We start from the raw sequence: 22,267 nt of genomic DNA, 5'->3' as shown, positions 1-22,267 counted from the left end.
CGACATGGGCATTCAGGACGAGATCAAGAGCAGGCCCGGCCTGGGCAAGAGCATGGCCAAATGGGGAGCGCTCGGCGTGGTGGTGGCGATTCCCATCCCGGTGATCGGTCCGGTGCTCGGCGGGATCGCGGGAGCCGCATACGCCTATTCCAAGCGCAACAAGGTCTGAATGCGCTGTCCATTCTGCGCGCATGAGGACAGCCAGGTGAAGGACAGCCGCCCCACCGAGGATGGGGCGGCGATCCGGCGGCGGCGGCAATGCGAGGGTTGCGCCGCGCGGTTCACGACGTTCGAGCGCATCCAGTTGCGCGAGTTGACGGTGCTGAAGAGCGGCGGCCCGGGCGAAGGGGGGCGGCGCGAGCCGTTCGAGCGCGACAAGCTGTTGCGATCGGTCTCGATCGCCGCGCGCAAGCGACCGATCGATCCGGTCCGGCTGGAAAAGCTGGTGTCGAGCATCCAGCGGCGGCTGGAGACGCTGGGCGAGGGCGAGGTCACCTCCCAGCGGATCGGCGAGATGGTGATGGAAGGGCTGAAAGGGCTCGACTCGGTCGCCTATATCCGGTTCGCGAGCGTCTATCGCGATTTCAGCGAGGCGCGCGATTTCGAGGCGTTCGCGGGAACGGTCGAGGAGGTCGGGCGCGGATGAACAAGGGTTCCTTGGTCGGTCCGCAACCTGTCATCGTCCTGGTCCGCCCGCAATTGGGCGAGAATATCGGCAAGGCGGCGCGGGCGATGCTCAATTTCGGGTTGCGCGAGCTCAGGCTCGTGAGCCCGCGCGATGGATGGCCCAATCCGGGCGCGGGGCCCGCAGCAAGTGGGGCGGATGTGGTGCTGGCCGAGGTGCGCGTGTTCCAGAGCGTCGCGGAAGCGACGGCGGATTGCGCGCACATCTATGCGACGACCGTACGCAAGCGCGGAGTGACCAAGCCCGTGGTGACGCCCGAGGAGATGGCGGCGGCGGTGCGGGGCGTGGCGGAGCGGTCGGCGATCCTGTTCGGGCCGGAGCGGTCCGGACTCGACACCGACGACGTGGCTCTCGCCCGCGCGATCGTCACCGTGCCGATCAATCCCGAGTTCGGGTCGCTCAACCTCGCCCAGGCGGTGATGGTGGTGGCGTATGAATGGTCGAAGGGCGAGGCGCTGGCGCGGCCGCCGGAGGTCGACATCCCCCCGCCCGCGCTCCAGGAGGAACTGGAGGGGATGATCGCGCAGCTCGACGCGTTGCTGGTCGAGCGGCATTATTTCTTCCCGCCCGAGCGAACGCCGACGGTCAGGCGGACGATTCGGACGCTGCTGACCAAGCCGGGCTGGTCCAGCCAGGAGGTGCGCACGGTGCGCGGGATGCTCTCGGCGCTGGGCGGGGCCAAGGGGCCAAAGGGCTAGCGCCTCCGGATAACCGCTTGCGGCTATCCGGTCCGGACGGCGTCGAAGGCGGCGAGTTCGTAGGCGATCGAGGCCTCGATCAGTCCATCCCACACGCTCGCGATCGCGTCGCCGGGCAAGCCCGCCGCCTCGGCCAGCGCGCGGGCGTTGGCGATCACTTCCGCCTTGCGACGCTCGTCGCGGACGTCCTCGCGCGCGGACTTGATGCGCGCGGCGGCGTCCATGTAGGCGAAGCGGCGGGCGAGTAGCGCGACCAGCTCGCGGTCGACCGCGTCGACGCCCGCGCGGACCTCGGCCATCGTCGTGCAGTCCAGGGGAGGAACGGTCGTCATGGGCGAGGCGCTATTGGCGCGTGACCCGGCTGTCCAGCTTGACCCGACCGACCCGCGCGGCTAATGCGCGCGCTCGCAATGGCCCCGCATCCCGGTGAAGCGGTGGCCCTGTTCCCGTATGACGGTGTGACAGGCGATGACCGGGATATGCCCGTCCCCTCCGGAGCGGGCTCGTTGTCAGCAGTTGCAAAGGAAATACCATGTCGAAGCGCGCCAGCGCCAAGTACAAGCTCGACCGGCGAATGGGCGAGAACATCTGGGGTCGCCCCAAGTCCCCGGTCAACAAGCGCGAATACGGTCCCGGGCAGCACGGCCAGCGTCGCAAGGGCAAGGTCTCCGATTTCGGCATCCAGTTGCGCGCCAAGCAGAAGCTGCGCGGCTATTATGGCGACGTGACCGAGAAGCAGTTCCGCGCCTGCTATCACGAGGCCGCCCGGATGAAGGGCGACACCGGCCAGAACCTGATCGGCTTGCTCGAACAGCGGCTGGACATGATCGTCTACCGCGCGAAATTCGCGCCAACCGTGTGGGCCGCGCGCCAGCTTGTTTCGCACGGCCATGTCCGGGTGAACGGGGTGAAGTGCAACGTCGCGTCGCGTCGCGTGTTCGTCGGCGAGGAGATCACGCTGGGCGCGAAGGCGTCGGAGATGGCGCTGGTGCTGGAGGCGCAGTCGCTCGCCGAGCGGGAAATCCCTGATTACGTCGCGCCGGACGGGACCGCGAAGGTGACATTCGTGCGGGTGCCGTCGTTGGACGAGGTGCCTTATCCGGTGAAGATGGAGCCGAACTTGGTCGTGGAATTCTACAGCCGCTAAAGCGGCTGTAGAATAACGACCAAGGTCGGCTCGGCCGACGGCGCGGCTTTGCCGCGACGCTGCCAGTGAGGAGGGCGGTTCCGCGAGGGGCCGCCTTTTGTCGTTGAGCGCAGAAGGAAGTCGCGCTCGGAGCAGCGCCGCGGCAAAGCCGCGTCGTCGACCGGGGCTGCGGCCCCGCCGGCCGGGCCGCTCCGATTGCGCGGCGGCGCGGCGGCAGGATGGGAACAGAAGAGCGCGCACCACTGTTTGACCGCATGAGTATCTCGCGCGCCACGCGCAATCGGAGCGGCCATGGGCACCAACGCCACCATCAACCCCATCCTCATCAACCTCTTCCTGTGCATCGGCGCCACGCTCCTGCTCACGGTGATCGGGTGGGTGCTGCACAAGCGCGGCAAGCTGTCCGCGAGGGGGCCGGCGATGATCTGGGCGATCGTCACGATCCTACCCTTGTTCGGGGCGGGGGCGATCATGTTCGGAAAGCACGAGGTCGAGCAGGCGACAGGCGCGACCAGATCGGGTGTGAACGCCGACGATGTCAGCTCCGCGCCCAATTCCAAGATGGCCGGCCCGGGCGGACGCTAGATTAGGCCGGGCGCTGGACAGGCGCGCCCGCCCGCGTCAGGAGGCCGGGCATGACGACGCCTCCCCCGGCCGAATGGGCTCCGCACGACGCGGTATGGATCGGCTTTCCCAGCCATCCCGAGCTGTGGGCCGATGATCTGGAACCCGCGCGCGCCGAGGTGGCGGCTTTCGCGCGGGCGGTGCATGCGGACGGCTTGGGCGAGCGGGTGCTGCTGGTCGCGGCCGATGCGGAGGCCGGCGTGGCGGCCGAGGCGATGTGCCCGTTCGCCGAGATCGTGCTCGAGCCGTTCGGGGATATCTGGCTGCGCGATACGGGGCCGATCGTGGCGGACGGTACGGGGCACGCGTTCTGGTTCAACGGCTGGGGCGGGAAGTACGAGCTGGAAGGCGACGGCGACCTGGCCGCGCGGCTCGCAGCGCGGGCGGGGCTGGCGTTGTCGGAGAACAACTGGGTGCTGGAGGGCGGTGCGGTCGATGGGGACGGGACCGGGACGGTCATCACCACGCGGCAATGCGTGCTCAATCCCAACCGCAACCCTCATCTCGACGAGGCGGAGGTCGAGCGGCTGCTGCGCGAGGAGCTCGGCTTCACGCGTGTCGTGTGGCTGGAGGAGGGGCTGTTGAATGACCATACCGACGGGCATGTCGACAACCTCGCGCGCTTCGTCGGCGAGGGGCGGGTGGCGATCCCGGAGCCGGGCGAGAACGACCCGAACTGGCAGGTGTACGTCCACGCGCTCCGCGATGCGCGCGCGGCGGGGCTGGAGGTGGTGACGGTGCCCTCGCCCGGCCGGGTGCTGCGCGACGAGGAGATCGTGCCGGCGAGCTATATGAACTTCTACATCGGTAACGCGGCGGTGGTGGTGCCGACCTATGGCGCGGCGAACGACGAGGCGGCGGTGGTGGCGATCGGGGCGCTGTTCCCGGGACGACGCGCGGTGGGCCTGCGCGCGGACCACATCCTGACGGGGGGCGGAAGCTTTCACTGCATCAGCCAGCAAATCCCGAGGCGGGCATGACCGAGATCACCGTGGCGGCGCTCCAGCTGGCCTTCTCCGACGATATCGAGCGTAACATCGCCAACGTCTCGCGGCTGGTGCGCGAGGCGGCGGGGCGGGGGGCGAGCGTGATCCTGCCGCCCGAACTGTTCGAGGGCGAGTATTTCTGCCGGGTCGAAGACGAGGGGCTGTTCGCGAACGCCAAGCCGGTGGGCGAGCACCGCGCGGTGCTAGCGATGCGCGAACTGGCCGCCGAGCTGCGCGTCGCCATCCCGACGAGCTTCTTCGAGGCGGACGGGCCGCATCATTACAACTCGCTGGCGATGATCGGCCCCGACGGCGCGGTGCAGGGCGTGTACCGCAAGAGCCACATCCCCGACGGGCCGGGGTATGAGGAGAAGTTCTATTTTCGCCCCGGTAACACCGGGTTCAAGGTGTGGGACGGGCCGGACCGCACGACGATCGGCGTCGGCGTGTGCTGGGACCAATGGTACCCGGAAACCGCGCGCGCGATGATGCTGATGGGGGCGGATCTGCTGTTCTACCCCACCGCGATCGGGTCGGAGCCGCACGACACCTCGCTCGACACCGCCCGGCTGTGGCGCCGCGCGATGGTGGGGCACGCGGTGTCGAACGTGGTGCCGATCGTCGCCGCCAACCGCGTGGGGGTGGAGCCCAATGGAGAAGAGGCGGGCCAGACCTTCTACGGCACCAGCTTCATCTGCGACGAGCGGGGCGACATACTGGCGGAGCTCGGGCGCGACGAGGAAGGGGTGATCACCGCGACGATCGACCTAGCCGTGGTCAAGCGCCACCGCGCGGCGTTCGGCTTCTTCCGCGATCGGCGCCCGGATCTGTACAGGCGGCTGGTGGAGGACCGCTAGCCGCCTGTTCGGACCAGCCGATCAGCCTTCCGGCGTCATCGGTGCGGACTCGATGGTGTCAATCCAGGGCCAGCGACTATCGCGGTGGATATGCCGCAGACCCAGTGGCGCCGGTAGATCGACGATCAGTCCGCCACGCAGCCGCATCGTGTTTGGGGTTTCGGAGCGTCTGCTGTAGATCGGCGATCCGCACACGCCGCAGAACGCGCGAACCTTTCCCGGCGAACTCTCATATTCCTTCAAGGTCGCGAGACTCCGGAAAATCACTTGAGCGGTATTCACGACCACGGATACATTGAAGGCCCCGCCATTGCCACGACGGCATTGAGTGCAGTGGCATAGCACCACCGCAGACAACGACCCGGCTACCTCAAAGTGCGTGGCTCCGCAGAGGCACGCGCCCTCGTATGAAGGTGGAGCGTCGGGCTCGCCTACCGTATTCATTCGAGCACCTCTCTCAAGGGCCTTACCCGCCGTCGCGCAACGCCAGCGCGCGGGCGAACACCGCTTCGAACATCGGCGTCGTGAGCGCGCCGGTGTTCTGGTTGTAGCGCGAGCAGTGATAGCTATCGAGGAGCATGCGGCCGTCGGGGAGCGGGTGTTCCGCCAGATGGCCGAACTTGGCTCGGCTCGGCTTGAGGCCGAGCACGCGGGCGGCGGTGTCGTGGGCGATCTGGCCGAGCGCGACGAAGACGCGGACCGAGGGGAGCGCCGCGATCGGCGCGTCGAGGAAGGGACGGCAGGTGCGGATCTCGGCGGGGGTGGGCTTGTTGGCGGGGGGCAGGCACCGGACGCCGTTGACGATGATCGCGCCGCGCAGCGCGAAGCCGTCGTCGGCGCGGCGGTCGTACACGCCCTCGGCCAGGCCGAACTTGGCGAGCGTCGCGTAGAGGAGCTCGCCCGCGTAATCGCCGGTGAAGGCGCGGCCGGTGCGGTTGGCACCGTGCTTGCCGGGCGCGAGGCCGACCACCGCCAACCATGCGCCCGGGTCGCCGAAGGCGGGGACGGGGGCGTTCCACCAGCCGGGATGCTCGAGCCGGCATTCCTCGCGAAAGGCGACGAGGCGCGGGCAGAGCGGACAGTCGCGCGGCGGTTCGGTGGCGGGAAGCGGGGAGGATGCGGCGGGCACGGAGCTCCGCTAGGGCGGGCCGATGGGAACGGCAACCTACGCGCTGGCGCTGGGATCGAACAGGCGGAGCCGGTTCGGGAGCCCGGCGCGGACGATCGACGCCGCGCTCGCGGCGATCGGCGGGGTGCGGGCGATCTCGCCCGTGATGCGTACGGCGGCGATGGGACCGTCGTCGCGCGCCTACTCCAACGCGGTCGCGCTGGTCGGCAGCGACGAGGATCCGCCCGCGCTGCTCCGGCGCGTCAAGGCGATCGAGCGCGCATTCGGGCGACGGCGGGGGCGGCGCTGGGGAGCACGGGCGATCGACATCGACCTGGTGCTGTGGTCGGGCGGCGTGTGGGCGGGGCCGGGGCTGGTCGTGCCGCATCCGGCTTATCGAGAACGCGATTTTGTGCTCCGCCCGCTTGTCGCGGTCGCGCCCGGCTGGCGCGATCCGGTCGGGGGGCGGACCGCGCGCCAGCTGCTGGCGCTGGTTGACCGGCGAGCGGGCCGCCCCTAGTTCGCGGACACGTCTGGCGAGGGTTCGTAGCTCAGTTGGTAGAGCATTCGACTTTTAATCGACCGGTCCCGGGTTCGAATCCCGGCGAACCCACCAGACGCATCCCGCCGTTAGCACAACCTTGCATTGGCATTCGGCCAACCTTGCATCTACACTCCTACTGGCTTGAGGCAGCGCGCTCAATCTCACTAAGTGTGCGGGGCATCGGAACTGATTCGTTCCGGCGGAGCGAACCGCCCGAACGAGTCGAACGGAACTGCCCTGACCTTCAGCGGCACGTTGTTGGGGGAAGGCGGCGTGAAGCGATAAACCTAGCGAAGTTTGAAACTCGGCTCAGGGCCAGATGATCGGGCACCCGTCCGCGAGGAGGTGCCCGAGCAGCTTTGGTGGATAGCTGCCCGTCCGTTCCGGAGCGTAAAGCGGCGTGGGCGGACCTTCGTTCATGTAGCGGGACAAGATGTCTTAGGGATTGCGATCGGCACGCCCGAACCTTTTGCTCAAGGTTACTTCTCGACCATCCCCGACCGCCTCTGAAGCTCGGCGGCGGCATATGTATCGACTGAGCTGGCTGCCCGGCGGCGCGAGACCAGGAAGCGCCTAACCGGGCGGCCAGCCTTTCAGCAGGTCCCTGAACGGCAGTTCGTAAGTATCCCCGTGACAGGCCGGGATCAGGCATAACCGGCGAAGATGTCTCGGTGCCGGGAGACGTAAGCGAGATTCGGCCAATCACGACGATTCTCAGGCAGGTGAATGCGTTCGTCCCGATCCGCGAACAGGGCGCGGAGCTCGACAGGCACCCGGTTGTGGGCCACGAGCAGACGATAGTCGTCGGTCAGCGAAATCAGGTGACGGTCGAAGAGCCAATGCACGGTGGCCGAAAGCGCAAGACCGTTGGTTACGAGATCCGGCCCGCCCTCGGCCACCGGCCAGACGTGCGCCGCCTGCACTTCGGCCCTACCGCCTCCGTTCACGATCCTCAGGCGGGTGACGGCGCAACGGTCGCCATAGGCCAAGCAGACGACCCTGCGGAAGCTGGCGTCCCTAACGATGCGGCTGACGAGCGCAGTCTCGACCCGTCGCGCGTCGTCGGTCGGATCTTCCTGCCGGAGAACCGCCATGTCGGCGTCGAGAGGGTCGAACCCGTACCTGACGGCATTCGCGGGGTCCGCCGTGTCGCTCAGACCCTTCCCGACGATCGCGCCGAAATCGGCAGCGTCGAGCGGGCGCATGGAGCGTCCACGCAGGAAGACGCCAACTTGGGGCCGGGGCATGCCGCGGAGCGTGCCCTCGGCATAACGGCCTTCGCTCGTCCAAGGCACCGGCTCGTCGAACTTGAGGTAATCCGCCAGGCGGGCGTAGGAGTGGTTGGGGCGCAGCGGGTCCCGATCGATCCGCACAACGCGGGCGACCGCAAAGTAGGCGAGATTGCCGCCGTCTGCGCGGGGACGCCTGAACACAACCCAGTCCCCGACCGTGGAGCTCGCGACCGCCCCGTATCGGTTCGGGAAGTGATAGCGCTCGGCCGCTTCGTCGTCATACCCCGAACCCGGCTTCGCGTCGAACACCGCCTTCAACGATCGATCATCCTTCACCTGGCCTTGATGGGCCCATACGCAGCCTAGATCTCGTGTCATGGCGTTGGCAACATCCGCTCCGTCCCACGAGCAGGCCTCCGCCCGCCAACCGGCACGACGAAAGCTGTTGTTTTCGGCGACTTCCCGGATAGGCTCAGTCGCGGAAGTGGAGCGACGACCGATTGGGATACTGGTATCCGAAAGTCTCGAGGGTGGCGGAGTTGAGCTCGCGCCTTGCGAAGCTTGAAAAATCGTTCCCGGTTGAGACCGGCAAAGCTCCGGACGACATAGGGTCGCTCTCGGAGGTCCTGCGGCTGGCGCAGTCGCGGGATGACTTCCCGCGCGAGCAGACGCCCCGTTGGCTTTGGGTCGCGTCACGCTATCGCATTGCTGCGCCCGAAGGATCGCCTGAAGCGGCTAAGGCGGCGGCGGCACTCCAGCTGCTGTCCGAAACGGTCGCAGGGGCAGCGATCGACGAAAGCGACATCCAAGATCTCAACTGGGTGCTGGACGCGACCGTGCGCACGCTCGCGAGCCACGTCGGCCCGGCCGGACTTCGTGGCTGCCTCAGCGCGGCCGAGCTCGAGGAGATCGACGGATATCTCCATGGACACGACGACACCGCGGCCTTCGACGTCGACGCCCTGCGAGGCGAGGTGGAAGGGCAGCTGGAGCTTCTCCGCCGCTTCGGCGGGGTCGGCGACCTGACTAGCTTCGACACCAAGGTCGAAGCGCTCTTCAGGGCCGCCAGCCGCCCCGGCCGGGAGACCGCCGCCGCACGTGCCGCGTTGCGCTACTTAGCGGATGAAAACGACGTCGTTGGCGATCGCCAGGGGGTAATTGGCCTGGTGGACGACATCTACGTCGTCGAATGGGCGTATGCGGCGGTGGAAAGCCAAACTCGATTCCTGCCGCTGCTCGAAGCCATGCTCGTGAGATGGCCCTTCATCGGCACGACGGGCCTGGGATCATGCGGTGCCTCGCTGGACCGATATGGGCAATATGTAGCCTGCGCGGCCCTCTTCACGATCTTCGGACCAGGGTCAGGGACGCTCATCCTCCGCGAGACGGGCGCGTTCCCCACCTTGTGCGCCGTCGCGGCCGGCCTGGAATGCACCCGGATCCAGTCCTTGAAGTTCGACGAGGAGATGGCGCTGTGGCCGGCCAACTCGCCCGTGACCGTGAGCGACGGGACGGCCACCTTTCATGCCACCTTCAACGGCCGGATGGACGTCGGCGGAAAGCCGCGTTTCAGGCTGGGAGTGCGCGATCGGGGCACAATCACAATGGGCGAGGAGGTGCTCCCGCTCATCTCGCTTTCCCACAAGAAATACCGCCGGCTCTCGTCAGGCCAGGAGATCGCGACCTGGCTCAAGGACCGCAACATCGATCCGCTGACCAACATCGCCGGCAACGGGCGGCGGCGGCCGCGTCGGCACGAGGCCGTCCTGCTCGTCGGGCCGCGGCACCGGCTCGACGAGTACCTGCCGTACGTCCGGCCCTTGGGCACGCCCGCCGCCGCCCTGCTCGGCGTGCGGTGGATCGACGCGCAGGGCCGTCACCACGATCTGCCCGGAAGCGCCTCGGACTGCCCGCTCGTGTATGCATGCGCTGATGCGTCCGCGGCATGCGAGCTGGTTTCGGACCCGCCCGACCACGTCGACGCCTGGCGCATCATCGTCGACGGCGCCCGTCTCGGTCAGGCGCTTCACGCGGCGCTCTCCACCGCGGCAAAGCTTGATCGCGTTAACATCTGTGTGCTCGCCGAACTGGCCGAACGCGAGGCGACGCAGGAATTGACGAGCCAAGGCCTTCGCGCTCTCTGGTACCTCGAGGATCAGGACGTAGAGGTGCCGCCGCTACGAGTCCGGGCGAGGCGGAACGACGACGCCCTCGCCCGCTTCCTGCGGCGCCAGGGCAATCACTGGGCGGCGGTGCAGAGGACGCACGTCCAGCGCGACGAACTGCTCGAGCGACTGGCGGCGTATCTCGCGGAGCGAGACGGGCGGGTCGACTCCGTCACTAGCCTCCTGGACGCCGCCGTCTCCGCCTTCCTCCGCAAGGCCAGCGGACAGCCGCTTGGGAGCCCCGCTGGCGACGACGACATGCGCCGCGCAGCCAAATTGATCGCCTTCCAAGCCGCGGCGCTGGCTCCGTACGACGACGGCGCGGCACGGCTCCGAGAGTTCATGGCGGGTTTGCCGACCGGGGGACCGGCGGCAGCCGGACGCCGCGACGCGATCTCGCGCATCGTCCGGTCCGCCCCTCTCAACGCGACGATCGCGATCGTCTGCCGCTCGGAGGCCATAGCGCAGCGTTGCCGGTCTGAGACCGCGGACGACGCGAGTTTCGGCCGCGCGCGCTGGCTTGCCGTCGACGAACTCCGACAGACTGCACCCTACGACACCGTGGTCGTGCCGGGATGGCTGGACCGCCTCCGAATGCGCGAGTTGTCGGCCAACGGCTATGGCGGTCGGACCGAGCTGGTGCTGCTGCCGTTCGAGCAGACATGGTTCGAGCGCACAAACGATGCGCTGCGTCGCTGGGAGCGCAGGCTCGAGGACGCCACCGTCGACTACCTGAACGACCGGGTCGAGGCGTTCGGCGTCGTTCCCGCAAGGTGGCGGCACGAGACGGCACGACGGCTGGAGAAGGCGATCGCGTCGCCGAGTGAGGAGATTGCGCCTGAGGACGTCGAGATCGAGAGGGTGGAGGCGCGAGCCCTCGACCGGATGCTGGCGACCACCTTCGGCAGGTCGGACAACCCGCTGGTCAAGGCGCAGCTGGTCCTTCTAGAGGAACCTGGAAGCTTCGCGCTGCTGCCGCCCCTGGGGCAGGTCATCGTGCTCGACGCGCCGAACCGCCCCCGTTCGAACGCCAACGGAACGGCGGAGCGCCAGCTCATGCTCTCGGTCGCCCAATTGGAGGCCGGCATGCTGCTAGCATTGCCCGAGACGAGCGACCGAGACCTGCTCGACGCCAGGGCCGACGCGGTAATGAAGGAAGCCGCTGCCACGCGAACGCTCGCCGGCAGCTGGAAGACGGCGCTCCGCGATCATTTCGGCCGTACTGGCGAGAGCCAACACGCCTTCGCGCAACGTCTTCGCGCTGCAGGGGAGCCGCGGGACGCCGCGACGGTGCGCGCCTGGGCCACGGATTCTCGCAGCATAGCACCGCGCAACCACCGCCGGGTCATCCCGCTGATCGGTCGGCTCACCGGCGATCAAGAGCTGGAGGTCCGAGCGGCCGAAGTCAGCGCAGCCGCCGACCGGATTTACGTCGCCCGCGGCAAGGCCGCAGAGCTGCTCCTGCAGGAAATATTCAGCGGCGAGCTTGACCTCGGCGCCGAACGCCTGATTCTGCAGACCGCTTCGGGTCAACTGTCCTACGCCTTGCACCGCGTCGACCGCTGCCTCGGCATTCGGGACGTGCCCTCTGAATTGGTGGGCCGCGCCGCCAGGTTAAGCATGCTGCCCGACGGCCTGGCGTCGGTTACATGACCATCATGCTGCCCACTTCTGTTTCCGCATCAACGACCGGAAGCGAAGCCGCGCTGTTTAAGGCTATCCGCGATTCGGCGGAATCGAGCGGATTCTATTGCATGCATTCGCTCGGCATCGCCCGGCACCAAAGAAAAGAATACGCCGAAGCCGACTTCGTCGTCGTCGGGCCGCCGGGCGTCTTTTGCCTCGAGGTCAAGGGTGGTGACGTAGAGCGCCGTCAAGGCGTGTGGCACATCGGCCGACCGGGCCGCAGCTACACGTCGAACGAGGGACCGTTCAAGCAGGCCCAGGGCGCCAAGTGGGCGCTGCTCGCCTATTTGAAGGATCGGCTCGGCAGAAGCCTACGCAACGAGACAGTCGTCGGCTGGGGCGTCGCCTTCCCCGACATCATCTTCGACAGAAAGGACCCGGAATGGGACGCCGACCTAGTCTACGACCAGCGCGACAAGGACAAGCCGTTCGTCGTGTACATCGAGCGGCTGGCTCGCTACTTTAGGATTAGGTCCGAGGAGATCGGTAGGCGCCCCCGCGCACCTCTCACGGCGGCAAGAGTCGCCGAGATCGTGCGGATGCTCCGAGGGGACTTCGAGATCGTCCCGACGCTGCGCGGCCTGCTCATTGAGTCTGAGCGCGAGCTGGTCGAGCTCAGCGCCGAGCAATACCGCGTGCTCGACTTCGCGCTCAACCGGCACAATCCTCGGATCGTCTGCGACGGTGCGGCCGGCACTGGCAAGACGCTCATCGCGATGGAGGCCGCCCGCCGCCTGGCGGCAACGGGCACGTCGGTGCTGCTGCTGTGCTTTAACAATAACCTGCAGCGCTTCCTGCGGGCGGACGCCGCCGATGGTGGCGACCGCATCCAGGTGTCGACCGTGCACGGGATAATCACCGGGCTGACGCGCAAGGGCGGCTTCGGCCAGGCGATGGACGGCGCCCGACGCGAACGTCGTCCCGCCCGCGCATTCTTCGACGAGGAGCTGCCGCGTCTCTTCGAGTCCGCCTGCGAGGCACTTCTGGAGGACGGGGCGCTTCCTCAGTACGACGTCTTGATCCTAGACGAGGCGCAGGACGTCCTCGACGCCGCCACGATGGACTGTCTCAGTCTGCTCCTGGCCGGCGGGTTCGCGAACGGCCGGTGGCTTATATTCCACGACTCCGGGTTGCAGTCGTCGATCTACGACCGCGTTGATCGCGAGGTGCTCGCCCGGCTGATTTCCTTCGGGGCGACCGTCTGCAAACTTGATGAGAACTTCCGCAATCCCAAGGCCGTTGTCGCGGAGGCCTGCCTCCTGACCGGGGCAGACGTCCCCGCATGCCGGCGGAGCGTCGTCTCGCCGGTAGACTACCGGCCGTACGCCGACATGCGGGATCAGGCGAAGAAGCTGCGCGCGCTCGTGCTCGATCTGCTGCGGGAGGGCGTGGAGCCGGGCCGCATCTCGATCCTGTCAGCCGTCCGAAACGAGGAATCGTGCATTGCCCGCCACCCGCTGGACGTTGGCAAGGTGACGGTGCCTGTCGCCGACCGTGCGCTCGGCCGCGGCGACGGCGCGATCACCTACGGGACCGTCTCGGGATTCAAGGGGCTCGAGAGCGACGTGGTGGTGCTTACCGATCTCGACGAGGGTCCGAACGACGCGTGGAGCCGTGCCGTCCTGTATGTCGGGATGACCAGGGCGCGGTCGAAGCTGTTCGCGCTGGTAGGTGGCGGCTTCATGGAGACGAGGAGCAGGATGTGAGCGACGTCGCGACCGATCCCTTCGCAAGCCACGAGACGTTTCGCGACGCGCTCGTGGACAGGCTGGTGCGGCAGCTGTTCGGACCCCTTCCGACCGACGAGGAGGCCGAACGGACCGAGACGTTAACCGTCTCGCCGCTGCAACTCTACGCCACCGGCATCCTGTTCCCGCAACGCGTCGTCCAGGAGACGCTGGAAGATTCGCGCGCGGAGGAGGCGGTGGACGGGGTCGAGCTCGACGCGCCGCGGGAGGTCATTGACCTGAACGGCGGCGCGGGCGGCGAGGGCCGCAGCGAGGCGGGCGACGCCGTTCCGGAGCGCGAGCCGCTCAACCTGGCCAACGAGTTCAGCCCTTCAGCCGCCGGTCTCTCCTTCTGCCTCGCGGCGCCCGCCACGTTGCGCTTCACCGCAACCTTCGGCCTCTACGACCAGGGAAGAACGACCGAAGTCCATCCGCGCGCGGGCGAGACCGGCCTGAACGGCAAGCCCTTCCCGGCCCATCGCGAAGTGACGGCCTGGAAGCGCAGGCACTTCGAGCGGACGGTCGAGCGGGAGGTCGGAACCGACCTGGGCAGCCTTGCGGCGATTCCGCTGGACGACGACAAGCGGCTGTCGCTCCGGCTCACGGTCCGACGCCGTGCCGACGGGATAATCGTCGTGTCGGCCATGCTCGTGAACGAGCTCAGATCCGACGGGGTGAAGGCGCCCTCCAGCGGCGATGTGTTCTACCAGGCGGGGCTGGGCGTCACGGAGACCTTGGGTTCGGCGGTGTTCCTCCCGATCGACCGCAGCGTCGCCGAAGCGAGCTCCGATCCCGAGGTGGCAAGCCTCGACCTCCTCTACCGCCACCGGCGCGCCTTCGCGCTCGGCCACGGCACCGCCAGCGACTGGAACAGGGCGGAGCGGCTGTCGGAGGCCGGTGCGACGGATTTGGTCCGGACCGCCGCCGTGCCCAGCTACGATCTGAAGCCGATCGTGCCACGCGAAGCATCGTTCCGGGGCGCCACCCCGCTTAATCTCGCGATGGGCTACCTCTTCAACGGCGACGGAACGAGCGCGCCGGAGGGCGCCATCCTGATCGTCCTCCGGACCCTGGCTGACGACTATGAGTCATGGATCGCCGTCCAGGACGGAACCGCACAGCGCCTGGCGGGGTCGATGAAGAAGGCGGCCGAGAGCAACCTGGAAAACTGTCGCAGCTGCCTGGCGCGGATGCGAACCGGCATCGCGCTCCTCGCCTCCGACGAGAAGGCCATGACGGCCTTTCGCCTGATGAACAAGGCGATGTTCGTGCAGCAGCATCGTTCACGGCTGCCCCGACGCGATCGCGGAACCCCGCAACCTCAGGCGGCAGGCGACGGCCACGGCAACCGCTGGCGCCCCTTCCAGCTCGGTTTCATCCTGATGAACCTGGCGTCGGCCGCCGACGAGAACGACCCGGAGAGGAGCCTGGTCGATCTCATCTGGTTCCCGACCGGCGGCGGCAAGACCGAGGCCTACCTCGGTCTCAGCGCGTTCACGATCATCCTCGGACGCCTCCGCGGCGGCGCGACGGGCACCACCGTCCTGATGCGCTACACGTTGCGTCTGCTGACTGCGCAGCAGTTCCAGCGGGCCTCGGCGCTGGTGCTGGCCATCGAGGCCTTGCGCACCGATGGCGACCTCGGATGCGATCTCGGCAAGGACCGGATATCGATAGGACTCTGGGTCGGACGGAGCCTGTCGCCCAACGCCCGCGACGACGCGCGGGCGCGGCTGCGCGCGATGCAGAAGGACAGGTTCGCCTCGAACCCGTTCCAAGTGCTGCAGTGTCCCTGGTGCGGCGTGGACTTCACCGATCGCGGCAAGCTCGGCTACCAGGAGGCCAGGCCGCGCGACGGCGGCCCGCGTACCGTCGCCCTCGTCTGCCCCGACGAAACCTGCCGCTACGGGAAGAAGGATGGCCTCCCGGTCCTCGTCATCGACGAGGACCTCTACGCCGAACCGCCGACGGTATTGATCGGGACGGTCGACAAGTTCGCCCAGATCGCCTGGGACAAGCGCGTCGGCCGCCTCTTCGGCATCGGCGTAGGGGCTCCGCCTGCGCTCGTCATTCAGGACGAGCTCCATCTCATCTCCGGCCCGCTGGGAACGATCGTCGGACTCTACGAGACCGCGATCGACCGTCTGTGCTCGAGGGACGGCCACGTCCACAAGATCGTCGCGTCGACGGCGACCATCCGCCGCGCCCGCCAGCAGTGCTCCGACCTCTACGCCCGCGACGCCTTCGAGTTTCCGCCGCAGGCGATCCGCGCGGGCGAGTCCTATTTCGCGCTGGAGAAAGTCGACGCCCCGGGACGGCGCTACGTCGGCTTCATGGGCAACGCCGTCAAATCGCATCAGACGGCGCTCGTCCGCGCCTGCTCGCCGCTCCTTCAGGGCGTCTGCTATCCCCTGCTCGAAGATCAGGATCGCGAACGCGCCATCTCCGATCCCTACGGAACGCTGGTGTGGTACTTCAACTCGCTGCGGGAGCTCGGCCACGCGGCCACCCTGTGTGTCGGCGACATCCCGGAGTTCCTGAAGGGGTATTGCCACCGCCAGCGCATCGCGCCGGGCAACCGCCGCTACATTCGCGAGATCATCGAGCTGACCAGCCGTCGCGGCGCCGAGGAAATCCCCGAAATCCTCCAGCAGCTGGAGATCCCCTGGCGTCTAAAGCCCGTGGGCCGGCCGCCGGTCGACGTCCTCCTGGCGACCAACATGATCGCCGTCGGCGTGGACGTGCCCAGGCTCGGCGCCATCGTCATGAGCGGGCAGCCGAAAGGCACGTCAGAATACATCCAGGCGAGCAGCCGCGTGGGGCGGTCGTTCCCTGGCCTGGTGGTCACGGTCTACACCCAGACAAAGAGCCGCGATCGATCGCACTACGAACGGTTTGTTGCCTATCACCAGAGCCTCTACCGCCATGTCGAGCCTACCAGCGTCACTCCGTTCTCGCCGCAGGCGCGCGAGCGCGGAATTCGCGGCGTCCTCGTCGGCATGGCGCGCCTGCTCGGCGACGTCGACGCGCCCGACATGATCAAGAAGATGCAGGCCGACGTCGAGGACCAGGTCGAGGCAATCCTCGATCGAGCAAAGCTGGTCGACGACGGCGAGGTGGACGAGGCCCGCGAGGAGATCGAGGCCTGGGTCGCGGACTGGAAGCGCTACTCGCCGCCGACATACGGCAAGATGGGCGGCACGCCAGCGGAGTCCACCCTCATGTATCCATATGGATCGACGCCGGACGAAGCCTTCCAACGCGACGCCTGGCCGGTGCTCACATCGATGCGGAACGTTGACGGGACATCGACCGCGCTGGTCCTGAACAAGTATCCAGTCGTAGACGCCGAGGCCTGACGTGGAGAGACCCGACTTTAGATCGTCCCAGGGCGTGGTGCCGTTCGGCGTCGGCGCAATCATCGACTTCGCCAACGAGTCGCTGATGACCGCCGGGCTCGACGCCTGGCCCTTCGAACAGGTCGACCCCGCCGCCCGGACGGAGATCCTGAAGGCGACGCAGGTGCTCGACGGGCGTCTCGCCCGCCGCCTCACGGCCGATCTAGGACGACCGATCGACTTCTTCCTCTCGCCGACCGAAGCACCCGAGTTCGGCGTGGGCCACCCACCGCGCTTTGACAGAGCGCCGATGCCGTTCGTGCGCTTCCCCAACTGGTACTTCTGTCCCCGCTGCCGCATCATGAAGGAGATGCCATGGAACACGCAGTCGCGTTCCGAAGCGCTGCGCTGTGACAATCCAGGACGGCGCGTCGAGGGCAAGGCCGATCCCTGCTCCAAGCTCCCTCCGAAGCGTCGGCCACGGCTGTCGCCGGTCCGCTTCGTCGTCGCCTGCGAAGCCGGCCACATCATGGACTTCCCATGGTTCGACTGGGCCCATTCCGCGGGAAGCACCACCTGCTCCGAAACCGGCTCGGAGCTGTACCTCTACTCGACGACGGCCGCAGGTCTCGCGGGCGTGATGGTAAAGTGCGTGACCTGCGGCGCGAACCGGTCGATGGCGGGCGCCTTCCAGCGCGACGCGCTAAGCGCAATCTACGCTGGCCAATGCCCGGGCGAGCGGCCGTGGCTGGGACCCGACGGCAAGCAGCCCTGCACGGCCAACGTCCTGCCGCAGACCATTCAACGCGGCGCGTCCAACGCCTACTTCGCCAAGCTGACCAGCTCCATCCTGATCCCGCCCTACTCGGCGCGGGTGCAGCAGGTACTGGACCGGCCGGACGTCTGGAGCGAGATCGAGTCGGTGCCTAAGGTCGACGGCGCGCCGCATGAACCGTTCCTCAGGCAGAAGGCCCGCAATCTCGGCCTCGACGAGGATGCCTTCGTCAAGACCGTCGCCGACCGCCTACGGGCGATCGACGCGCCCGCGGACGATGCAGCCGCGGGACCCGTAGGCGAGGCGCGCTACCGGTTCGACGAGTATCAGGCCTACGTCGGTCCGCGTCCGCCCGCGCAGGAACGCACCGACTTCGATACGAGGGCGGTCGCGGCCGGCGAGTATGCGGACTGGTTCGCCCGGCTGTTCGACGCGGTCGTCCTCGTGCGCCGATTGCGCGAGACCAGAGTACTAACCGGGTTCACCCGCATCGTGCCGAGCGAGGCCGCGCAGGGCAAGGTCGCCGAACTGGCGCTGGCCCGCAAGCGCTGGCTGCCGGGCTTCTCCGTGCGGGGGGAGGGCGTCTTCCTGCGCTTTTCCGCGACGGCCCTCGAGAGCTGGAACCTCGCGGCCCAGCCGGCCGAACGGCTCCGGACCATGCAGGCGCAGCTTGACAGGGTCTCCGCGGATCGGGGCAGGCCCAGGAGGACGATCACGCCAACCGAGGTGCTGATCCATACCTTCGCGCACCTCCTCATCCGGCAGATGGCGTTCGAATGCGGCTACGACACGTCGAGCATCCGCGAACGGCTGTACGTCTCCGACGCGCCCGACACGCCCATGGCGGGGCTGCTGCTCTACACTGCGAGCGGGGATGCCGAAGGCACGCTCGGCGGGCTCGTCCGGCAGGGCGAGCCCGGCCGCCTCGACGCGACCGTGGCTGCGGCGATGGCGAACGCGGGCATCTGCTCGTCGGATCCGCTGTGCATCGAGAGCGAGGGGCAGGGCACGTACGGCCTCAACCGAGCCGCCTGCCACGCCTGCGCATTGCTGCCCGAGACCTCCTGCGAGGAAGGCAACCTCCTGCTGGACAGGGCGCTGGCCATTGGTACGCCCGCCGACCCGACGCTCGGCTACTTCAAGGAGGCGATCGGAACGTGGGACGTTCCGCGCGATGGGCCCTGAAGGATGCCCGCAAGCAGCGCCGCGAGCCTCTCGCCGTCGCGGCACTCGCACTCCCAGACGACCGCCGTACGCCAGCCTATCGCGTGCAGACCCTCCCGCGCCTCCAGGTCGCGGCGCAGGTTCCGCTCGAACTTGGCCGCCCAGAACTCGCGCCGGGTCCTCGGCGTGGAGGCCCGCCTGCAGCCCTCGTGCCGGTGCCAGAAGCAGCCGTGCACGAAGAGCGCGAGCCCAAGCCGCGGGAAGACGAGATCGGGCGTGCCCGGCAGATCGCGCCGATGCAGGCGGAAACGGTAGCCCAACTGGTGGGCGGTGCTCCGCACCGTCATTTCGGGAGCCGTGTTCTTGGAACGGATCCTGGCCATCAGGGCCCGGCGGACGTCCGCGCTCAGCCGGTCCACCTTCAACGTCGACGTAAGCGCAGCGGTCGCTGGACCGGGCGGCGTCGCTCGGCGCGGGCCTCGCGTTCGGCCCGGAGCCTGGCCTCGACCGCCTTGATCCCGGCCGCTGCCTCGCGCAGCGGCCGAAGCAGGGCGGCCCCCATGGCGACGGGCACGGCGTTGCCGACCTGGACGCCTCCCGCCATCAGTCCGCCCCGGAACATGAACCAGTCGGGAAAGGTCTGCAGGCGCGCGGCCTGACGCAGCGTGATGCCATGATGAAGCGTCGGATGAACGAACCGACCCTTCGACGGATTGATGCAGGCCGTCGTCATCGTCGGCGCCGGCTTCGCGGGATCGATCCTACCGTATACGTCGGAGTGCCCGCGGTGTTCCTGGTGGCAGGCCAAGGTGCGGCCCGATTGCGAACGCGAGCCTCCGTTCGGCGGCGTCCTCCGGAACGTCTCGGTGAGCTCGGCCCCGTGGTTCATGTGCACGTCGTTCATGTCGCCGTCGGAGGGCGGGTCGGTGAACGCGGCCGAGGCGACGAGCCAGCCCGCCAGCCCATCCCCGTCATCGTCGGAATGCGTCCGCGTCGGAGGCCAGGCGGGCATCGACACGCAGCGCCGCTTGTCCCGGCCGAGAAGGAAGACTCGCCGGCGGTTCTGCGGCACGCCGTAATCCAGGGCGTTCAGCACGACGGGGGGGAGCAGCTCGTATTCCGCCTGCTCAGCGAGCTTGTAGAAGTCGTCGAGGAACGACCGATGGCGCGGCCACAGCAGGCCAGGCACGTTCTCGACGAGGAAGAACAACGGCCGCAATTCGCGAACGAAGTCGAAGTACCGGAGGAGGAGCTTGTTGCGCGGATCGCCCACCCCGGCGCCCTTGATGCGGTGCGTAGAGAAGCCTTGGCAAGGCGGTCCCCCGATCAGGATGTCGCAACCCGACCGGTCCAGACCGCAGTCGCGGCGGACCCGCGCGGGTTCGAGCTCCTCGATATCGGTCTGGTACAGCCTGGTTCGCGTCCGGTCCGACGCGATTAGGTTGTCGCGGTAGGTCTCGCAGGCCGCACCATCATGCTCAACCGCGGCGACGACGGCTATGCCGGCCTCCAAAGCCGCGAGTGAAAAGCCACCAGCCCCGGCGAATAGATCAACACCGACAACGTCCGGGCGGCATTCGGCCGCAAAGCGGCGCACGTCAGACCGTGCCATCGATGACGATCACGACCCGAATCAATCGTCCAACCCCTGTGGCATGCTTAGTTGCGCTCACCTTTCGATCCGCTTTCCGGACGTCCGCCGTAGGTTAACGGCCGTCCCAGTTGACGCAAGCGTGCTTGGCCACGTCGGCTGTGTCATGCGCGTAGTACACGCGATGATATCCGACTGAGGTCAGGTGAGGTTTGACCCGCGTTCAACCCCCAGAGCCGCTTCGAATGACGCAAGCGATCGCTGGTAGAATTCCGGATGCAGTAGGCGCAGCGCAAGGGCGACACCGAAGCCGAAGGCGACCGAGAACCGATAGCGCAGAGGACCGTGACTTAGGCTGGTGTAGATCGCTTTGGGCCGCCGCGTGCTCCTCGAAAAGTCGATGCCGAGCCCGCCATGACCAGCGAACTGCGGATCCCCCGTCGCCTCGAACCATCGCTGGAAGTCCGGATCGGCATTTATCGAGAGGCGAACCACGTTCATGTCCGATCGACTCAATGCGAAGTCGGTGAGGGCGCGGAGTCGCGGTCCGCCAACCTCGGCGATGTGGCAGGCGAGTAACTTCGCGAGATAGCGGAAGACGTTGAGGTAGGCGGCCGAGCCGACCGCGTAGCGGGGATCGTCGAAGGCGCTCGCGGGATCCGCACCTTCGCACTGGAGGCGACGGGCGAGATCGTCGAAACGAGCGAACTCCACGTCCGCGGCCTGGGTGCGTGTGGAATTACATGGTCCGCAGAGCCTGACACGGAAGTGGACGGCCTTGGACGTCGCACTCTGGGCCAGCCTGGGCCGCGACGTGCCGTTGAAGTGGCCGATCATCATGGTTTCGTTGCCGAACAGGGAACGAAGCGTGGTGGCCTTGATCTTGTGTTCGCCGGTCAGATCGTCGGCGGAACCGCACAGGCAGCAGCGATCCGTCACGTTGATTTCGGAGAACCGCAGCATCGCGTACAGATAAGGACGGCTCGGTCACGGCGGAAGCTCGTTGTGACGACGGAGGGAATGTATGACGATCAGGGATTTGGACAGCGGCCGCCACGTCAGCGGCGTTCTTGATCGTGGCGAGCGGGGCGTCACCTTCAAGCGGGCATTGTCGCGGATGAGCGAAGCCGACGTTGCCGCGGTGAGGACGGCGCTGGACGAGCGCATCGAAGGAAGCCGCATCGAGACGTCTGCCTGGATGCCGGGGAGCGACTGGCGCGGAACGCCCTGGCAGCCGATCTACGACGTTGGGGCGAGAGGGAGCTTCGAGCAGGCGGCGATGATGTTCGGGCTGTTCGTCTGGGAGGCGTTCGACCGTCATCCAGCGGACTGGTTCACCACACGGTTTTCTGCCGGAGGCGAGGAGGACCGGTTCGTGCCCCTAATCCTCGTCGGCGACGAGAAGGCGGAAGTGTTCTTTCGCAAGAACCCCAAGCTCTCGGCCCGCCTGGGCACACCCCTGAGGCTCGAACCCCTCGATCCAGATAGCAGCGATTTGGACCTGAAGCTGTTCGCGAGGTTCTGCGACGCTCTCGACAAGGCGCTGGTCCACTGCGGCGCCACCTCCGCCCCTTCGGGCTTCAGGAACGACGACACGCTCGACGCCTTGCTTATCGTCTCTGGCGGGCACGTTGGTCGCGTGGCGCGCCTAGTCGAGGAGGCGCTGCCGGAGGCTATCTGGCGCGGTGCCAACTCCGTCGAGCCGTACGACCTCAGCAACGCGACCCGCACCTATGCCGTCCAGAACGGGTGGATCAGTTGCGACCCATTCTCGACCCCATACGCGCGGCGGAGCGCGGGCAGGTGAGGCGTCTTCGGTTCGAGGTCGATCTGCAGCCCGACGAGAGCATCCCAGGGGTGCTGGCACGCGCCACACGTGACCATCATTGTAGCGCGACGATCTGGATGAGAAGCGAGCGGCGATCAGGATGAGAGCTGAT

General features: G+C 67.6%; 20 protein-coding genes and 1 tRNA gene. 14 read left to right on the top strand and 7 right to left on the bottom strand.

All coding sequences use genetic code 11. From position 1 onward, the window contains the following. The first annotated feature begins 4 nt into the window (after window positions 1-4). Genes ACFE71_RS08915 through ACFE71_RS08905 form a run of 3 tightly spaced genes read left to right on the top strand, consistent with a single transcriptional unit; the run spans window position 5 to window position 1,383 of the window. Window positions 5-169 (top strand): hypothetical protein, encoded by a 165-nt coding sequence (locus tag ACFE71_RS08915; protein WP_375428445.1) that lies wholly within the window; start codon window positions 5-7, stop codon window positions 167-169. Beyond that, a complete protein-coding gene (gene nrdR, locus ACFE71_RS08910) occupies window positions 170-646 on the top strand; it encodes a transcriptional regulator NrdR (protein ID WP_375428444.1) in 477 nt (158 codons plus the stop codon). Further along, window positions 643-1,383 (top strand): RNA methyltransferase, encoded by a 741-nt coding sequence (locus ACFE71_RS08905; protein WP_375428443.1) that lies wholly within the window; start codon window positions 643-645, stop codon window positions 1,381-1,383. The genes nrdR and ACFE71_RS08905 overlap by 4 nt, the downstream gene beginning before the upstream one ends. A gap of 23 nt (window positions 1,384-1,406) precedes the next feature. On the opposite strand, the gene ACFE71_RS08900 is transcribed toward ACFE71_RS08905, so the two are convergent. Beyond that, entirely contained in the window at window positions 1,407-1,715 is a 309-nt protein-coding gene (locus tag ACFE71_RS08900) for a chorismate mutase (RefSeq protein ID WP_375428442.1), read from the bottom strand. A gap of 200 nt (window positions 1,716-1,915) precedes the next feature. Between ACFE71_RS08900 and rpsD the strand changes: the two genes are divergently transcribed. The 4 genes from rpsD to aguB all read left to right on the top strand — a co-directional run bounded on the left by rpsD (window position 1,916) and on the right by aguB (window position 4,997). Further along, the gene (rpsD, locus tag ACFE71_RS08895; RefSeq protein ID WP_375428441.1) at window positions 1,916-2,530 is read left to right on the top strand and encodes a 30S ribosomal protein S4; all 615 of its coding nucleotides are present in this window, start codon (window positions 1,916-1,918) and stop codon (window positions 2,528-2,530) included. A 291-nt stretch (window positions 2,531-2,821) separates the two neighbouring features. Next, a complete protein-coding gene (locus tag ACFE71_RS08890; RefSeq protein ID WP_375428440.1) occupies window positions 2,822-3,115 on the top strand; it encodes a hypothetical protein in 294 nt (97 codons plus the stop codon). Window positions 3,116-3,165: 50 nt separating this feature from the next. After that, window positions 3,166-4,134 (top strand): agmatine deiminase family protein, encoded by a 969-nt coding sequence (locus ACFE71_RS08885; RefSeq protein ID WP_375428439.1) that lies wholly within the window; start codon window positions 3,166-3,168, stop codon window positions 4,132-4,134. Further along, complete coding sequence (gene aguB / locus ACFE71_RS08880; protein ID WP_375428438.1) at window positions 4,131-4,997, top strand: N-carbamoylputrescine amidase; 867 nt, start codon at window positions 4,131-4,133, stop codon at window positions 4,995-4,997. The genes ACFE71_RS08885 and aguB overlap by 4 nt, the downstream gene beginning before the upstream one ends. Window positions 4,998-5,018: 21 nt before the next feature. On the opposite strand, the gene ACFE71_RS08875 is transcribed toward aguB, so the two are convergent. Then, window positions 5,019-5,441 carry a GFA family protein gene (locus ACFE71_RS08875; protein ID WP_375428437.1) on the bottom strand — a complete coding sequence of 141 codons (423 nt, stop codon included), beginning with the start codon at window positions 5,439-5,441 and terminating at the stop codon, window positions 5,019-5,021. A 22-nt stretch (window positions 5,442-5,463) separates the two neighbouring features. Continuing rightward, window positions 5,464-6,126: a uracil-DNA glycosylase gene (locus ACFE71_RS08870; RefSeq protein ID WP_375428436.1), complete on the bottom strand. Its 663-nt coding sequence runs from the start codon at window positions 6,124-6,126 to the stop codon at window positions 5,464-5,466. Window positions 6,127-6,148: 22 nt separating this feature from the next. Here ACFE71_RS08870 and folK point away from each other — a divergent pair, with 22 nt between their 5' ends. Continuing rightward, a complete protein-coding gene (gene folK / locus ACFE71_RS08865; RefSeq protein ID WP_375428435.1) occupies window positions 6,149-6,625 on the top strand; it encodes a 2-amino-4-hydroxy-6-hydroxymethyldihydropteridine diphosphokinase in 477 nt (158 codons plus the stop codon). A 20-nt stretch (window positions 6,626-6,645) separates the two neighbouring features. Continuing rightward, window positions 6,646-6,721, top strand: a tRNA-Lys gene (locus ACFE71_RS08860). A gap of 572 nt (window positions 6,722-7,293) precedes the next feature. Here ACFE71_RS08860 and ACFE71_RS08855 read toward each other — a convergent pair. Continuing rightward, window positions 7,294-8,190 (bottom strand): HNH endonuclease, encoded by an 897-nt coding sequence (locus ACFE71_RS08855; protein WP_375428455.1) that lies wholly within the window; start codon window positions 8,188-8,190, stop codon window positions 7,294-7,296. Between the two features lie 221 nt (window positions 8,191-8,411). On the opposite strand from ACFE71_RS08855, the gene ACFE71_RS08850 reads away from it, so the two are divergent. Genes ACFE71_RS08850 through drmB form a run of 4 tightly spaced genes read left to right on the top strand, consistent with a single transcriptional unit; the run spans window position 8,412 to window position 18,757 of the window. Continuing rightward, a complete protein-coding gene (locus ACFE71_RS08850) occupies window positions 8,412-11,699 on the top strand; it encodes a hypothetical protein (protein WP_375428434.1) in 3,288 nt (1,095 codons plus the stop codon). Then, on the top strand, window positions 11,696-13,438 hold the full coding sequence (locus ACFE71_RS08845) for an NERD domain-containing protein (RefSeq protein ID WP_375428433.1): 1,743 nt from the start codon (window positions 11,696-11,698) through the stop codon (window positions 13,436-13,438). The genes ACFE71_RS08850 and ACFE71_RS08845 overlap by 4 nt, the downstream gene beginning before the upstream one ends. Further along, a complete protein-coding gene (locus ACFE71_RS08840) occupies window positions 13,435-16,818 on the top strand; it encodes a helicase-related protein (RefSeq protein ID WP_375428432.1) in 3,384 nt (1,127 codons plus the stop codon). The genes ACFE71_RS08845 and ACFE71_RS08840 overlap by 4 nt, the downstream gene beginning before the upstream one ends. A gap of 1 nt (window position 16,819) precedes the next feature. After that, window positions 16,820-18,757, top strand: a complete 1,938-nt coding sequence (gene drmB / locus ACFE71_RS08835) for a DrmB family protein (RefSeq protein WP_375428431.1) — start codon at window positions 16,820-16,822, stop codon at window positions 18,755-18,757. Here drmB and ACFE71_RS08830 read toward each other — a convergent pair. From ACFE71_RS08830 to ACFE71_RS08820, 3 genes are all read right to left on the bottom strand, one after another. Then, complete coding sequence (locus tag ACFE71_RS08830; protein WP_375428454.1) at window positions 18,706-19,155, bottom strand: very short patch repair endonuclease; 450 nt, start codon at window positions 19,153-19,155, stop codon at window positions 18,706-18,708. The two genes, drmB and ACFE71_RS08830, sit on opposite strands and share 52 nt — an antisense overlap. A 2-nt stretch (window positions 19,156-19,157) precedes the next feature. Next, window positions 19,158-20,348 carry a DNA cytosine methyltransferase gene (locus ACFE71_RS08825; RefSeq protein ID WP_375428430.1) on the bottom strand — a complete coding sequence of 397 codons (1,191 nt, stop codon included), beginning with the start codon at window positions 20,346-20,348 and terminating at the stop codon, window positions 19,158-19,160. 180 nt (window positions 20,349-20,528) lie between these two features. Further along, the gene (locus ACFE71_RS08820; protein ID WP_375428429.1) at window positions 20,529-21,290 is read right to left on the bottom strand and encodes a hypothetical protein; all 762 of its coding nucleotides are present in this window, start codon (window positions 21,288-21,290) and stop codon (window positions 20,529-20,531) included. A gap of 61 nt (window positions 21,291-21,351) precedes the next feature. Here ACFE71_RS08820 and ACFE71_RS08815 point away from each other — a divergent pair, with 61 nt between their 5' ends. After that, entirely contained in the window at window positions 21,352-22,134 is a 783-nt protein-coding gene (locus tag ACFE71_RS08815; RefSeq protein WP_375428428.1) for a hypothetical protein, read from the top strand. The last annotated feature ends 133 nt before the right edge of the window (window positions 22,135-22,267 follow it).

The organism is uncultured Sphingomonas sp., assembly GCF_964237155.1.
GTDB lineage: Bacteria > Pseudomonadota > Alphaproteobacteria > Sphingomonadales > Sphingomonadaceae > Sphingomonas.
The sequence above is the reverse complement of the archived record's forward strand: the minus strand, read 5'-3'. Positions and strand labels throughout refer to the sequence as shown.